We start from the raw sequence: 14057 nt of genomic DNA on the forward strand, positions 1-14057 counted from the left end.
ATGAAATTCAAGGTTGTCGGCCGAGATCGTCCCGTGGTTTCGAACGACAAAATCTACAAGCAATTCAAAGACGCGATCGAAGCACGCGATTTCATTTTCGTGACTTTGGCCGATTCGGACGGCGAATATTTGATGTAACCGTAACTTGATTCGCGGTCAAATTTGAGCGTTTTCCCGACAGACCTAACAGATTTTCAAAATCTGTTAGGTCTTTCAAAAATAACGATTTTCAAGCACAGGTAAGTACATGAAAAACGCATCAATTCTTAAAATTCCGCAATTAAAATTTGAGCATACTCGTACGCCTGCAAGCGTCGTTTCCAAAGACATTTAAAGACGATGTCGCGGGCGGCGGTGATTCCTCACGATCGTTCACTGCAATTTCTTGCGGCAATCGGTCATCGAATCGCTTTGAATAGCTGAACCAATTCGTTACTTTTACGGCGCTGCACCGCGGCAAAAATCACGATACCACGAACAAAAAGCTTAAAAATGACAACAGCGGAATTTATTTCAGGATTGCACGAAGAACTCGAATTCGACGCCCAGCTCACCGAGTCGACGAACCTCAAAGACCTCGACGAATGGGATTCGATGGCCGCGATGGTCCTGATCGGATACGTTTCGAACAACCTCGACATAACGCTCACTGCCGACGATCTGAAGGAAATCACAACGGTTTCGTCACTCATCGACCGCATCGGCGCCGATAAATTTAACTGATATGTTCCAGGATTTCAAAGGAGTCGAAATCACGGCGATCGCGACCTGCGTTCCAAAGAAAACCGTGGGTAACGACTCGTTCGGGGAATTGCTGTCGGCCAAGGAATTGCGATTGTTCGAGAAAACGGTCGGGATTCTCGAAAGGCGATGGGTCGAAGATGGCGTTACCGCTTCCGATCTGTCGTTTGCGGCCGCCGAAGCGCTTTTCGCGAAATATCCATCGGCGAAAAACGACATCGATTGCCTGATCTTCCTGAGCCAATCTCCCGATTATAAAATCCCGTTCACGTCGAATATCCTGCAGGATCGCCTCGGTTTGAAACGCGGCATGCTGTGCCTCGACATCAACGCCGGTTGCGCCGGATTCGTGCAAGGTTTGGCAACTGCGTTCGCGCTCGCCCAGACCGTAAAAGGAAAAGTGCTGTTGATCACGGCCGAAACCATGTCGCGCATGTTGTCTAAAAAAGACCGCGCCACGACGATGCTTTTCGGTGACGGAGCCGCGGCGGTCCTGATCGGGAATACGGGCAACCAAAACGCAATTTCAAACTTCAATTTCTTTACCGACGGAGCGAACGCCGACGCGATCATCATCCCCGACGGCGGTTACCGAAACCCTACGACCGACAAGAGTTTTGAACCTGTCGAAGACGAAAAACTCAACGTCAAGAATCGCCTGAATCTTTCGATGGACGGCGCGCGAGTCTTCGATTTTACGTTGCGCGAGATCACGCCAAGCCTCAAATCGTTGCTTGAAAAAGTCGGGAAAACCACGGGCGAAATCGAATATTTCCTGTTGCACCAATCGAACCGCTTCATCCTTGCGCAAATCGCGACGCAATTGGGAATTCCGATGGATAAAATGCTCGTCAACATCGAGAAATACGGGAACACGAGCAGCGTTTCGATTCCATTGCTGATGGCGAGTCATCGCGAAAAATTGAGCGGGAACCAATCGATCGCGTTGTGCGGTTATGGCGTCGGGCTCAATTGGGCAAACGCCGTTCTTGAGAATACCAGAATCGACATTTTAGAAACCGTTTCCATATAATGTTCACCGACAAAACCATTGTAGTCACCGGCGCTTCGTCGGGAATCGGGAAAGCCGTAGCCATTCATTTGAGCAGCCTCGGGGCGAACTGCGTACTCATCGGGCGCGACGCGGACAAGCTTGAAAAAGTGCGTCAGTCGTGCAAAGGAAAGACGTTGGCAATCAGAGAAGATTTGTCGGATTTTGAAAAGTATACGGATATCGCCGATAGGATTTTGAATGAATTCGGCCCGATTTCAGGGTTCGTACATTCGGCGGGAATCGACCAGACCATCGCGTTGCAACAATTGCGCACCCAGGATCTGCAATCGATTTTCGACATCAACGTTTTCGCGGCGATCCAACTTTCAGGGATCTTTACCAAGAAAAAATACAAGGCCGAAAGCCAAAGCATCGTCCTTATTTCGTCGGTCATGGGAATCGTCGGGAACAAAGGGTTGACTTCATATTCGGCATCGAAAGGCGCAATCGTCGCGATGGTCAGATCGATGGCGCTCGAACTCGCCCAGAAAGGCGTGCGCGTGAATGCGGTTTCGCCTGGACATATTTCGGATTCCGAGATGGCGATTCTCAAAGAAAGCCGATTGCCCGAAGAAGCCAACCAACGCATACGCGACAACCATCCGCTCGGACTCGGAACCTGCGACGACGTGGCGTTTGCGGTCAAATTTTTATTGTCGGACGAATCGCGCTGGATCACGGGACAGAATCTTGTCATCGACGGCGGTTATTCGATACAATAACTTTAATGAACGGCAAATTCATCATATCGCTGGATTTTGAGCTGCATTGGGGCATCGCCGACATTTGTGCGCTCGACGGCAAAAAGGAATATTTCGACGCCACGCGTGAAAGCATCCCGAAAGTCTTGTCGCTGTTTGAAAAATACGGCATCCACGCCACTTGGGCGAGTGTCGGTTTTTTGTTCGCGCATGATAAAGAACAATTGTTGGACTTCAGCCGAATCGAACGTCCGAATTACGAAAATCAAGTGCTTTCGAATTATTCGATCTTCGATACGGTCGGCGCCGATGAAAAAAGCGATCCGTATCATTTCGCGCCTTCGTTCATCCAAAAAATTATCGACACACCCAACCAGGAACTGGGAAGCCATACGTTTTCGCATTACTACTGCAACGAATCCGGGCAGACGGCCGCGCAATTCGAAGCCGATTTGAAATCGGCCCAGGAAATAGCGAAACAAAATTTTGGCGTTGAAATGCGATCGCTGGTGTTTCCACGCAATCAAATCAATGCCGATTACTTGTCGATTCTCGCTGAGAAAGGTTTCCGGACGGCGCGTTCGAACCCGAAACAATGGTTCTGGAAAGGAAATGCTTTGCACATGCGATTGGCGCGTCTGCTCGATACGCTATTGCCGATCGGAAATCCGCCCGCGTTTGAAAGTGAAGTGGTCGACGGCGTTTTGCTGTTGCCCGCGAATCGGTTCTTGCGTCCGATAAACGCAAATGAAAAATTGCTGCAACCGTTAAAGTGGAACCGAATAAAAAGCGAAATGAAATATGCCGCCAAGCACAAACGCGCGTATCATTTGTGGTGGCATCCGCACAACTTCGGATATTTTACAAACGAGAACATGGCCTATCTCGAAAAAATCCTCAACTACTATTCGGAACTGAACAAGAAATACGGTTTTGAATCGGCGTCGATGATCGAGATGCTCAAACCTTAGTTCGCGACGGCCGTAGTTTCCTTTTTACCGAAAATCTTCTTGTACCAATTCTTGTCCATGCACGGCCTTTCGACCAAAAGGAAGAAAAGTGCCGAACTGACTGCTATCGGAACCAGCATGATCAACGTGTAAATCGTGATGTTGACGAACGAATAACCTGAAAACTGAAACCGCATCAACGGATTCCCGAAAGCGCTCATCACATAATAATGCAACAGGTAAATCGAATAGCACATGCCGCCGATGTTCGTGACCAAACTCATGCGCATCACGCTGAAAACCTTGTGGAACAAGATGTAGTAATATAAAAGGAACACGCAAGCGATTTGCAGGACTTCCCATAGATAATTCTGGTACGCAAACGCGAAGTCGCCGCGTTCGAACAACCAGATCACACAAAAACACAGCAACGCGATCACGGAATCATAGCCGGTTTTGGGCAATAACGTTTGTTTGGAGACATATAGATCGGCGAGTAGAAAACCCAGCAGGAAATATTGTAAATAGTTGAGCAGCGAAATAAACGGAAGATCGCTCACGTAATTGAATCCGATCATGAGCACAATCGCGATCGATAGCAAAATACGTCGAACGTTCGCATTTCCAATCGCGAAAACCAGGGCGAGAATAGGAGCGAGGATGTAAAACTGCACTTCGATTTCAAGGCTCCAAGCGACGCCGTTGGCCTGCAATCCGGGATAGATGAAATTGTTGATGTACACGAGAGAGCTCAAATATCGCGGCAACGCTTCGTCAAAAGTCAGCGTCTTGGCAACATAGACCGCGCCGATGGCGAGCAATGTCATCACGATGATATACGGCGGCTCGAGTCGCGTCAATCGTCTCAGGAAATATTGTTTGAGACTTACCTTTTTACCGTTTTCTATGTGGTATTTCGCGAACGGCATTCCGAGTATCAAACCGCTGATCGCAAAAAACAACGGCACGCCGAAGTTTCCGTGCGACAGGATTTTTTCCAAAAAGGAATAGTCGATGCTGTCTTTGTAATGGCTCGCATCCTTGATATTGAAAAAACACCAGTAGTGATACAAAACCACGCTCACGACCGCGATAAAGCGCAATCCGTCGATTTCAGGGATAAAACTCCCCGAGGAAGTAATGCGTTTGAAAGATAATTTCATCAAGCCTGGGCGATTTGCGGCAAATATAGAAATGTTTTACGAGCTTTCGCGCAAGCCCGGCCGACAGTTAACACCAATGTTAATCTAACAGTATCGCCGAATTAACACAAAAAAAAGTAAGTTTGTGCTCTCAAGATGCACAAGAAAAAAATCATACGCACAAGCACGGTTCCCATCACGCTCGATAATTTGCTGCGCGGGCAGTTGGCGTTTCTCGACCGATATTACGATGTAATCGCGGTTTCAGGAGAAGGCGAAAACCTGCGGGCCGTCGAACAGCGGGAACAGGTAACCGTGATTCCGTTGCAGATGTACCGTAACATCAAGCCGTTCCATGATTTGGTTTCACTTTGGAAACTGTATCGCCTGTTCAAAAAAGAGCGTCCGTTTTTGGTACATTCGATGACGCCCAAAGCCGGTCTGCTCACGATGACCGCGGGTTGGCTCGCCCGGATTCCGGTCAGGGCGCATACGTTCACGGGTCTAGTTTTTCCAAGTAAGACGGGAGCGATGCAGAAGTTGCTGATTCTGATGGATCGCCTTTTGTGCCGCTTCGCTACCGATATTTTTCCCGAAGGCGAAGGCGTAAAACGCGACCTGCAACATTTCGACATTACTAAAAAACCGTTGACGATAATCGGAAACGGAAACGTGAACGGCATCGACACGGATTTTTTTAATCCCGACAAGATCGACGAAAGCGAGAAAAACCAATTGCGGGCTTCACTCTCGATCGCGCCCGACGATTTCGTATTCATCTTCGTGGGCCGACTCGTGAAAGACAAAGGCATAACCGAGTTGGTCGGCGCCTTTCTGGAGATGACTGCGTTGCATGCGAACGTGAAGTTGCTGCTCGTCGGCGATTACGAACCGGAGCTCGATCCGCTTCCCGCCGGAACGATACGGGCGATCGAGTCGGAAAAAAATATAATTACGACGGGTTGGCAAACCGAAACCAGGAATTTCTATGCGATCTCGGACGCGCTCGTGTTGCCGAGTTACCGCGAAGGTTTCCCGAATTCGGTGCTCCAGGCGGGCGCGATGGGTTTGCCAAGCATAGTTACCGATATAAACGGCAGCAACGAAATCGTCATTCCACGCAAAAATGGGTTGATCGTCGCTCCCAAAAACCAATCGGAATTGCTCGGAGCGATGCTCGAAATATACGACGACAAAGAATTGTTTGCACTGATGCGCCAAAACGCAAGGCCGAGCATCGTGGAGAGATTCTCCCAAACCGAATTGTGGAACGCCTTGCTCGCAAAATACCGCTCGCTCGAAAATAAAAAATAGAAATAACAATAGGAATAAAATGTACGCAGTCCTAAAACGTCCGCTCCAACTTTTTTTAGTGCTCATATCGGCGCCGGTCTGGTTGATCGTTTATGCGATCGTAGCATTGCTCGTCGCGGTAAAAATCGGTCGTCCGGTACTTTTTTCTCAGGATCGTTGCGGTTTGGACGGACGCGTTTTCCGCATCTACAAGTTCCGAACGATGACCAACGAGCGCGACGAAAACGGCGTCTTATTGCCCGATAATCTGCGTCTGACGGCATTCGGAAAGTTCCTGAGAAGTTCAAGCCTCGATGAATTGCCGAGCCTGTTCAACGTAATAAAGGGCGATATGTCGCTTGTCGGGCCGCGTCCGTTGCTCGCGCAATATCTGGAACTCTACAGTCCTTTCCAGAAGCGTCGTCACGAAGTCTTGCCCGGAATTACAGGCTGGGCGCAGGTCAACGGACGGAACGCGATTAGTTGGGAACAGAAATTCGAATACGATGTCTGGTATGTCGACCATGAAAGTTTCCTCTTGGATTGCCGAATCATACTGCTCACGCTAAAAAAAGTCGTCGTGGCCGAAGGAATCAACGCCGCGAACGATTCGGCGATGGAAGTTTTTCGCGGAAGCAAACAAGAAACGCCCTAAACCATAAAAATGCTCTTAAAACGGATTCTTGATTTTGTCGTTTCGCTGTCGGTGCTGCTGCTTTTTGGCTGGCTGATCGTTTTGTTCTGGGCGATTGCGGCCATCGATACGAAATCGTCGGGTATTTTTAGGCAGACGAGAATCGGGCAATTCGCCAAACCGTTCACGATCCTCAAATTGCGTTCGATGACCGACACCGACCCGAAAATCATCACGCCCTACGGCAAATGGATGCGAAAATACAAGGTTGACGAACTTCCCCAATTCCTTCATGTCCTGATCGGTCAAATGAGTCTCGTCGGACCGCGCCCCGATGTTCCGGGATATTACGACAAGCTCGAAGGCGACGACCGCAACGTGTTGAAACTAAAGCCCGGACTAACGAGCGACGCGGCGATCAAATATTCGAACGAGGACGAACTGCTGTCCGAACAACCCGATCCGCTGCGCTACAACGACGAAATCCTATTTCCCGACAAAGTCAAAATGAATCTATATTACGTGGAAAACCGCAGTTTTTTTGGAGATATCGCCACGTTGCTGCGCACATTCGCTAAATTTATCCCTGCCAAAAACCGCCAATAATGCTTTTAAGTATCATCGTTCCCGTTTATAATGTCGAAAAATACCTGGCGCGTTGCCTTGACAGTCTCGTCGATCAGGATTTGTTGCCCGATGAATTCGAGATTATCGTGGTCAACGACGGTTCGCCCGACGGAAGTCTCGCCATAGCCGAACAATACAAAGCAAAATATCCGCAAATAAAAATCGTTTCCCAGCACAACCAAGGCTTGAGCGAGGCGCGAAATACGGGCGTCCGGGAAGCGAAAGGCGAGTATATCAACTTTGTGGATTCTGACGATTATGTGGAGCGAAACGTATACGGCTGCTTGATGTCGCTCGTAAAAAAACACGATTTGGACTTTTTGGGTTTTTCGGCCACGAACACGCCCGAATCGAATTATAGGGCAACGGTCGATTTTTCGCCTTATGACAAATCGCTCGAAGTCTACACGGGTCTGGAATTCATCGCTAAACACAACTATCTCGCGAATGCGTGGTGGTACATCGTCAGGAAAAAATTGCTCGACGATACGGGTTTGGTGTTCGAGAAAGGGCGCATACTCGAGGACGGCATGCACACGTCGGAACTGCTTATCAGTGCAAAACGCGTGGCATACGTGAAACTCGACATCTATCGCTATTTCCTGAACATGGTTTCGATCATGACCACGACGGCCCGGAAGAACAGCGAGCGCATGACCAACGATTCGTTTTTCATCATCGAGCGATTCGGGAAATTGGTCGGAATGGCGCGCGAAAAAGGCGCGAATCCGGCAGCGTTGAGGCGATTGCGCACCATACGCGAAGCCTATTTGTTTTTTTTCTTCTTACGAATGGTTCGCGGCAATGCGCCGTTTGGGGAATTCTCGAAAGTCATCGCGAAGATGGAGAAAGACGGCGTTTGGCCGATGCGCGATTTTTTCGGGGTCGATTATACGTCGAAACAGGAGCGACTGCTTTCCATCATATTCAATAACAAATTTTTGCTGCGACTGATGCTCGCAGGAAATTCGATTTTTAAGATCATCAAATGAACCCGATCAGGATCAAATACCTCGACGGATTCCGTGGACTGGCCATCTTGCTCGTAGTCCTTTTCCATGCGTACTCGCGCTGGACGGAATTCGTGCCTTATGGAAATCGCTTCGAGCACGTCCAGATCTTCCACAAAGGCTGGCTCGGCGTGCAACTCTTTTTCCTGATTTCGGGCTTTGTGATTCTGATGAGCCTGAACAAATGCGAATCGCTTTGGCAATTTCTCGTCAAGCGATGGCTGCGTTTGTTCCCGGCGATGTGCATTGCGACGGTACTTATTTTCGCGACCGCATTTTTATTGCCCGAACGACCTTTGGGCAAACCGAATATCCAGGACATATTGCCGGGCTTGTTGTTCCTGCCGCCCAAATGGCTCAGCGTCGCGACGCATTCCGACATCGGATTTCTTGAAGGTTCGTTTTGGTCGCTGTTCGTCGAAGTGAAGTTTTACATCGTTTTTGGTTTGCTGTATTTTTATGCAGGAATGAGAAAAGCGATCTGGGGCATTTTTGCGATTTATCTGCTTTGGTTTGCCGTCTATGTTTTGGATCGGGTATCGGGTTCCGGCGTTTCGGGAATCGCTGAAACGGCGTTGCGTCAAATGGGATTCGAGCATTTCGGCTGGTTCGCGTCGGGAAGTTTCGCGTATTTGTATGCCATCGAAAAAAAAATAAACGATATTTTGGCCGCCGCGGTGTTGGCGTTGGTCAGCTGTTTTTCGGTAATGCTAAACAATTGGGATTCGTGGTATGTTTTCGGTTGGGCGTTTTTGATCGCGTCGGTGTTCATATTGACGGTGTATTCTGAGAAAATGCAAACGATTTTCAGGTTCAGGGCGTTGCTTTTCGTAGGTTTCGTGAGTTATCCGTTTTATTTGATACACGAGAATGCGTTGATCGCGCTTACGGTGAAGTTCAGCCGCATCTTCCCTGATTTCCCGGCGATTTTAATGCCTGTGCTGCCGACGATTTTCCTGCTTGCCGTAGCTTACGTGATTGCAAAGTATCTGGAACCTGTCGCCGCCCGATTTTTCACGACCTTGCTCGAACGCGCCAAGATTTACCAAAAGACGCACACAACCACAACTAATCCCAGCTCGAACCGATAGACTATGGACAACCACAACATATTGATCACTTCAGCCGGAAGGCGCGTTTCCCTCGTGAGGTTTTTCCAGGACGAATTGCTCAAGTCGTTTCCTCTTGCGAAAGTATTTACATCTGACGCCAATCCGGCATATTCGGCGGCGTGCAGGATTTCCGACGGAGCGTTTCGGGTTCCCCGTGTAACCGAACCTGACTACATCGCGCAATTGTTGCAGCTCGCAATCGAGAACGACATCCGCGTGATCATCCCGACGATCGATACCGAATTGCTTGTTTTGTCAGAAAGCATAGAATTATTTGCGATGAACAATATCGCGGTCGTGGTCTCGAGTCCCGAACTCGTTTCAATTTTCCGCGACAAACGAAAGACGCATGCCTTTTTTGCGTCTCACGAAATTGGCGTCGCGCGTGAATACGAAAAAGGAAAGCACGAAATCCCTTTGTATATCAAGCCATACGACGGAAGCCGCAGCGTCGATAATTACATAATCAGGAAACACGAAGAACTTACCGATTATCATTTTTCGAACGATAAACTCATGTTCCTCGAATATCTCGACCACAGCGACCACACCGAATTCACGATCGATCTGTATTACGACCGACTCGGGAATCTCAAGTGTTTCATTCCGCGCCAACGCATCGAAGTGCGCGACGGAGAAGTGAACAAGGCCGTGACGAGGAAGACGAAATTCATTTACGATTTGTCAAAAAAACTGGGTTACGTGAACGGCTTTCGCGGCTGCATCACGCTCCAGGTTTTCGTGAACAACCACGATGAGCGACTGTACGGGATAGAAATCAATCCGAGATTTGGTGGCGGTTATCCGTTGAGTTATCTCGCGGGTGGGAATTTCCCGAAATGGATCATCAACGAATATCTAAAAGATGAACCGGTTCCTTTTTTCGAAAATTGGGAAGAAAATCTCATGATGCTGCGTTATGATGACGAAGTTTTGGTACATAATTTCAGCTGATGCAACCTAAAACCATAGTTTTCGACCTCGACGACACGCTCGCACTTGAAATGGACTACCTGAAGTCGGCGTTCAAGGCGATCGCAAGCGAACTCGATGCAGGAAACGAACTACTTTTTCATGAAATGCTCGAATGGCAACGGTCGAAACAAAATGTTTTTGCGTTGCTGAAACAGCGGTTCGATCTTGATGGCATCGATGATTTGAGGAACATCTATCGCAACCATATTCCCGACTTTTCACATTTGGTCCATGTGCGCGAAATGCTTTCGGAATTAAAATCAAACGGGCATTTCCTGGGTTTGATCACCGACGGCTATTCGGTCACCCAACGCAACAAACTGCGCGCGTTGCAGATAGAGGAGTTGTTCGATCTCATCGTGATTTCGGAAGAATTCGGATCAGAAAAACCGCACGAGAACAATTATCGCGCATTCGAACGGTTCGGAACCCGGGATTACATTTACGTGGGCGACAATACGGCGAAAGATTTCGTCACGCCCAATAGACTCGGATGGAAAACCGTCTGTGTCGAAGACTCCGGGCACAACATCCACATGCAGGATTTCAACCGCGATTTGATATATTTGCCAACCACCAGGATCAAAAGTCTTGAACAGCTAACCCTAGAATGAGTACTACAAAAATTTGGCTTTCCTCGCCACACATGGGCGGAACCGAACAAAATTACGTCAATGAGGCGTTCGACACGAATTGGGTCGCGCCTTTAGGACCGAACGTCACGGGATTCGAAACCGATATCGAAGCGTTTTTAGGAGAAAATGTCCACGTTGCGGCACTGAGTTCAGGAACCGCAGCTTTGCATTTGGGCCTGATCTTACTCGGTGTGAAAGCCGGCGATCATGTTGTTTGCCAGAGTTTCACGTTTTCAGCTTCGGCGAATCCGATCGCTTATCAAGGCGCGATCCCGGTTTTCGTCGACAGTGAAAAAGACACCTGGAATATGTGTCCCGACGCACTTGAGACAGCGTTACGCGATTTATCGGCAAAAGGGAAAACCCCAAAAGCGATTATTGCCGTACATCTATATGGAATGCCGTTCAAGGTCGAGGAACTTCGTTCGGTTGCGCGCAAGTATGGCGTACCGATCCTCGAAGACAGCGCTGAGGCTTTGGGCAGCACGTACAAAGGCCAAAAGTGCGGCACGTTCGGAGACATCGGAATTTTGTCTTTCAATGGGAATAAAATAATCACGACATCGGGAGGCGGCGCTTTGGTGAGCAACGAAAAAAGCGTCAAAGAGAAAGCGGTTTTTCTGGCTACTCAGGCGCGCGATCCGTTTCCGCATTACGAACATAGCGAAATTGGCTACAATTATCGACTGAGCAATATTTGTGCGGGAATAGGGCGCGGACAAATGGAGGTGCTTGAAAAACATATTGGTTTGCGAAGAAAAATGAATGCGTTTTACGTCGATTATTTTTCTAACTTCGATGGTGTTAATGTACTCGGCGAACCGTCGGCTGATTATTTTTCGAATCATTGGCTGAGTGCGATTACGATAAACGAAGAACAATCGGGCGGAAAGACGCGTGAAGGTTTGAGATTGGCGTTCGAAGCCCAAAACATCGAGAGCCGGCCGTTGTGGAAACCGATGCATCTGCAACCCGTTTTTTCTGGTTGTGCTTATTATGGAGGCGATGTTTCTCAAACTTTATTCGAAAATGGCCTGTGCCTGCCGTCAGGATCGAACCTTGGGCAACAAGATATTGACAGAATTTTAAATGTTTTGGATGTTTTTTTTAAATAATAGAGTATTTTTGAGGAAATTTAAATAAGTTGATGTTAAAACAATGTCAATTTGATACTGAGAATGAAGTATGAGCTATTCGATATTATCGGAAATAATAGGAGGAATTTCAGGTAAGCGTTTCCGCAATTTGAATTATTTGCCGCGTTGGATCATTTTCCTGATCGACGTGTGCATCGTGGTTTTGGCCAACGTCATCACGTTTACGATCGTTTCGAGCCTCACGGAATTGCATCCGAACTATCAAACGATAAACCAGCCGATCCGATATGGTTTGATCATCGCGATAAATGCGATGTTTTTCCTTTTTTACCGAACGTATTCGGGAATTATCAGGCATTCGACTTTTTTGGACGGAGTGAAACTGTTGGTGTCGACGAGTTCGTCCTTCGTAGCGTTGCTCACCATTAATTATTCTTGGGAATTCTATTCGGGAGTGCGTCTTTATCTGAGTACGGCCCTGTTCATCAGCTATGTGATCTCGTTCCTTTTGCTGTTCCTTTTCAGGATAATGGTCAAATACATGTTCGAGAAATACATGAACGTCGAAGATCAGAAAAAACGCGTCGGAGCGGTGATCTATGGCGCCGATGCAAATGCGATTTCAGTCGCGAACGCTTTGAGTACCGAAGTTCCCGGACGTTTTAAATTATTGGGTTTCATAGATAAATTCAACCAGACAAAAACGTCAAAAAGCATACTCAACCTTCCCATACTCAACCAAAAACGCAGTCTTCACGTGATCCTGCGTGCGATGAAAGCCGACGCGCTCATCATCGCTGAAAAAGGAATGACCAAAGAAGAAACGATCGCGATCGTCGAGGAATGTCTCGAATTCAATTTCAAAGTATATACGGTTCCGCTCATTTCCGATTGGGAAGATCAGCAACAAATCTCCAAACAATTGAAGTCGTTCGCGATCGAAGACCTTTTGGAGCGCAAACCGATCGTGCTCGATACCAAGTCGATTTCGAACCAATTGCGCGGAAAGACCATCCTGATTACGGGAGCCGCGGGTTCCATCGGAAGTGAAATTACCCGTCAGGTCTTGAATTTCGGGCCTTCGAAACTCATAACGCTCGATCAGGCCGAAACGCCTTTGCACAATCTGACGCTTGAAATCGCCGATTCCCAGACTGATGGCACGCAAATCTGCAGTGTTCTCGCCGATATCAGGAACAAACAGGCACTTGAGCAAGTTTTCGCGACGTATAAACCTGATGTCGTATATCACGCCGCGGCCTACAAACACGTGCCGCTCATGGAAGAACATCCGGATCAGGCCGTCAACACGAACGTTGCGGGTACGAAAAACCTCGCCGACCTTTCGCTCAAATATCACGTGGAGCGTTTCGTGATGGTTTCGACCGACAAAGCCGTAAACCCAAGCAGCGTAATGGGCGCGAGCAAACGCATCGCCGAGAAATACGTGCAGGCGATGCATTTCATGTCCCAACAAAAAAACAAAGTTACTACGAAGTTCATCACCACGAGATTCGGGAACGTATTAGGCTCGAACGGATCGATAGTGCCGTTGTTCACGCGCCAAATCGAAGAAGGCGGGCCGATCACGATCACGCATCCTGAAATCATCCGCTATTTCATGACGATTCCTGAAGCCTGCCAACTTGTGCTTGAGGCGGGAGCGATGGGCAACGGAGGCGAAATCTATATTTTCGACATGGGCCAGCCCGTAAAGATCCTTGATCTCGCCAAGAAAATGATCCGACTCGCCGGTTTTACGCCCGATAAGGAAATCGAAATCAAGATCATCGGTTTGCGCCCGGGTGAAAAATTGTACGAGGAATTGCTTAACGATACGTCAAAAACGCTTCCGACGCACAACAACAAAATCATGATCGCCGAAGACGTAAGCGGCGATTTCGAGACCATTCGCGAAGCCGTGGACGACTTGTTCCAGAACTCCGGGAAAGTGCCGAACGAAGAAATCGTGTATCGCATGAAAAAAATCGTTCCTGAATTCAAGAGTATGAATTCGGTGTTCGAAACCCTTGATTTCCGCGAAAATATTTCACTGTAAGCGGCTTCTCGTTTATATTTGCATGCC

Annotated in this window: 14 protein-coding genes; 13 read left to right on the forward strand and 1 reads right to left on the reverse strand. The window is 48.2% G+C overall.

Annotated features, from left to right (window positions below):
• The first annotated feature begins 492 nt into the window (after nucleotides 1–492).
• Genes EOO50_RS11130 through EOO50_RS11145 form a run of 4 tightly spaced genes read left to right on the forward strand, consistent with a single transcriptional unit; the run spans nucleotide 493 to nucleotide 3467 of the window.
• Complete coding sequence (locus EOO50_RS11130) at nucleotides 493–723, forward strand: acyl carrier protein (protein WP_290840100.1); 231 nt, start codon at nucleotides 493–495, stop codon at nucleotides 721–723.
• A gap of 1 nt (nucleotide 724) precedes the next feature.
• A complete protein-coding gene (locus EOO50_RS11135) occupies nucleotides 725–1774 on the forward strand; it encodes a ketoacyl-ACP synthase III (protein WP_290840101.1) in 1050 nt (349 codons plus the stop codon).
• Nucleotides 1774–2517, forward strand: coding sequence for an SDR family oxidoreductase (locus EOO50_RS11140; RefSeq protein WP_290840103.1), 744 nt, complete (start codon nucleotides 1774–1776; stop codon nucleotides 2515–2517). The genes EOO50_RS11135 and EOO50_RS11140 overlap by 1 nt, the downstream gene beginning before the upstream one ends.
• Nucleotides 2518–2522: 5 nt before the next feature.
• Entirely contained in the window at nucleotides 2523–3467 is a 945-nt protein-coding gene (locus tag EOO50_RS11145) for a polysaccharide deacetylase family protein (RefSeq protein ID WP_290840105.1), read from the forward strand.
• On the opposite strand, the gene EOO50_RS11150 is transcribed toward EOO50_RS11145, so the two are convergent.
• Complete coding sequence (locus EOO50_RS11150; RefSeq protein ID WP_290840107.1) at nucleotides 3464–4609, reverse strand: acyltransferase; 1146 nt, start codon at nucleotides 4607–4609, stop codon at nucleotides 3464–3466. The genes EOO50_RS11145 and EOO50_RS11150 overlap by 4 nt on opposite strands.
• A gap of 135 nt (nucleotides 4610–4744) precedes the next feature.
• Here EOO50_RS11150 and EOO50_RS11155 point away from each other — a divergent pair, with 135 nt between their 5' ends.
• The 9 genes from EOO50_RS11155 (at nucleotide 4745) to EOO50_RS11195 (ending at nucleotide 14030) form a co-directional block, all read left to right on the forward strand.
• Entirely contained in the window at nucleotides 4745–5902 is a 1158-nt protein-coding gene (locus EOO50_RS11155) for a glycosyltransferase family 4 protein (protein ID WP_290840109.1), read from the forward strand.
• Between the two features lie 19 nt (nucleotides 5903–5921).
• Nucleotides 5922–6536: a sugar transferase gene (locus EOO50_RS11160; RefSeq protein ID WP_290840111.1), complete on the forward strand. Its 615-nt coding sequence runs from the start codon at nucleotides 5922–5924 to the stop codon at nucleotides 6534–6536.
• A 9-nt stretch (nucleotides 6537–6545) separates the two neighbouring features.
• Nucleotides 6546–7121: a sugar transferase gene (locus tag EOO50_RS11165; protein WP_290840113.1), complete on the forward strand. Its 576-nt coding sequence runs from the start codon at nucleotides 6546–6548 to the stop codon at nucleotides 7119–7121.
• A complete protein-coding gene (locus EOO50_RS11170; protein WP_290840115.1) occupies nucleotides 7121–8134 on the forward strand; it encodes a glycosyltransferase in 1014 nt (337 codons plus the stop codon). The genes EOO50_RS11165 and EOO50_RS11170 overlap by 1 nt, the downstream gene beginning before the upstream one ends.
• Complete coding sequence (locus EOO50_RS11175) at nucleotides 8131–9243, forward strand: acyltransferase (protein ID WP_290840117.1); 1113 nt, start codon at nucleotides 8131–8133, stop codon at nucleotides 9241–9243. The genes EOO50_RS11170 and EOO50_RS11175 overlap by 4 nt, the downstream gene beginning before the upstream one ends.
• A gap of 3 nt (nucleotides 9244–9246) precedes the next feature.
• The gene (locus EOO50_RS11180; protein ID WP_290840119.1) at nucleotides 9247–10218 is read left to right on the forward strand and encodes an ATP-grasp domain-containing protein; all 972 of its coding nucleotides are present in this window, start codon (nucleotides 9247–9249) and stop codon (nucleotides 10216–10218) included.
• Nucleotides 10218–10853, forward strand: a complete 636-nt coding sequence (locus EOO50_RS11185; RefSeq protein WP_290840121.1) for an HAD family hydrolase — start codon at nucleotides 10218–10220, stop codon at nucleotides 10851–10853. Before EOO50_RS11180 ends, EOO50_RS11185 begins: the two co-directional genes overlap by 1 nt.
• Nucleotides 10850–11989, forward strand: a complete 1140-nt coding sequence (locus tag EOO50_RS11190) for an aminotransferase class I/II-fold pyridoxal phosphate-dependent enzyme (protein WP_290840122.1) — start codon at nucleotides 10850–10852, stop codon at nucleotides 11987–11989. Before EOO50_RS11185 ends, EOO50_RS11190 begins: the two co-directional genes overlap by 4 nt.
• Nucleotides 11990–12059: 70 nt before the next feature.
• The gene (locus tag EOO50_RS11195) at nucleotides 12060–14030 is read left to right on the forward strand and encodes a nucleoside-diphosphate sugar epimerase/dehydratase (protein WP_290840124.1); all 1971 of its coding nucleotides are present in this window, start codon (nucleotides 12060–12062) and stop codon (nucleotides 14028–14030) included.
• Nucleotides 14031–14057 lie beyond the last annotated feature (27 nt).

Origin of the sequence: Flavobacterium sp. (genome assembly GCF_004211145.1) — a bacterium.
Lineage (GTDB): Bacteria > Bacteroidota > Bacteroidia > Flavobacteriales > Flavobacteriaceae > Flavobacterium.

Coding starts and splice junctions, on each gene's coding strand:
- EOO50_RS11195 (WP_290840124.1), top strand. CDS start 12,060: ATGAGCTATTCGATATTATCGGAAATAATAGGAGGAATTTCAGGTAAG.
- EOO50_RS11150 (WP_290840107.1), bottom strand. CDS start 4,609: ATGAAATTATCTTTCAAACGCATTACTTCCTCGGGGAGTTTTATCCCT.
- EOO50_RS11140 (WP_290840103.1), top strand. CDS start 1,774: ATGTTCACCGACAAAACCATTGTAGTCACCGGCGCTTCGTCGGGAATC.
- EOO50_RS11170 (WP_290840115.1), top strand. CDS start 7,121: ATGCTTTTAAGTATCATCGTTCCCGTTTATAATGTCGAAAAATACCTG.
- EOO50_RS11175 (WP_290840117.1), top strand. CDS start 8,131: ATGAACCCGATCAGGATCAAATACCTCGACGGATTCCGTGGACTGGCC.
- EOO50_RS11130 (WP_290840100.1), top strand. CDS start 493: ATGACAACAGCGGAATTTATTTCAGGATTGCACGAAGAACTCGAATTC.
- EOO50_RS11145 (WP_290840105.1), top strand. CDS start 2,523: ATGAACGGCAAATTCATCATATCGCTGGATTTTGAGCTGCATTGGGGC.
- EOO50_RS11135 (WP_290840101.1), top strand. CDS start 725: ATGTTCCAGGATTTCAAAGGAGTCGAAATCACGGCGATCGCGACCTGC.
- EOO50_RS11165 (WP_290840113.1), top strand. CDS start 6,546: ATGCTCTTAAAACGGATTCTTGATTTTGTCGTTTCGCTGTCGGTGCTG.
- EOO50_RS11180 (WP_290840119.1), top strand. CDS start 9,247: ATGGACAACCACAACATATTGATCACTTCAGCCGGAAGGCGCGTTTCC.
- EOO50_RS11160 (WP_290840111.1), top strand. CDS start 5,922: ATGTACGCAGTCCTAAAACGTCCGCTCCAACTTTTTTTAGTGCTCATA.
- EOO50_RS11185 (WP_290840121.1), top strand. CDS start 10,218: ATGCAACCTAAAACCATAGTTTTCGACCTCGACGACACGCTCGCACTT.
- EOO50_RS11190 (WP_290840122.1), top strand. CDS start 10,850: ATGAGTACTACAAAAATTTGGCTTTCCTCGCCACACATGGGCGGAACC.
- EOO50_RS11155 (WP_290840109.1), top strand. CDS start 4,745: ATGCACAAGAAAAAAATCATACGCACAAGCACGGTTCCCATCACGCTC.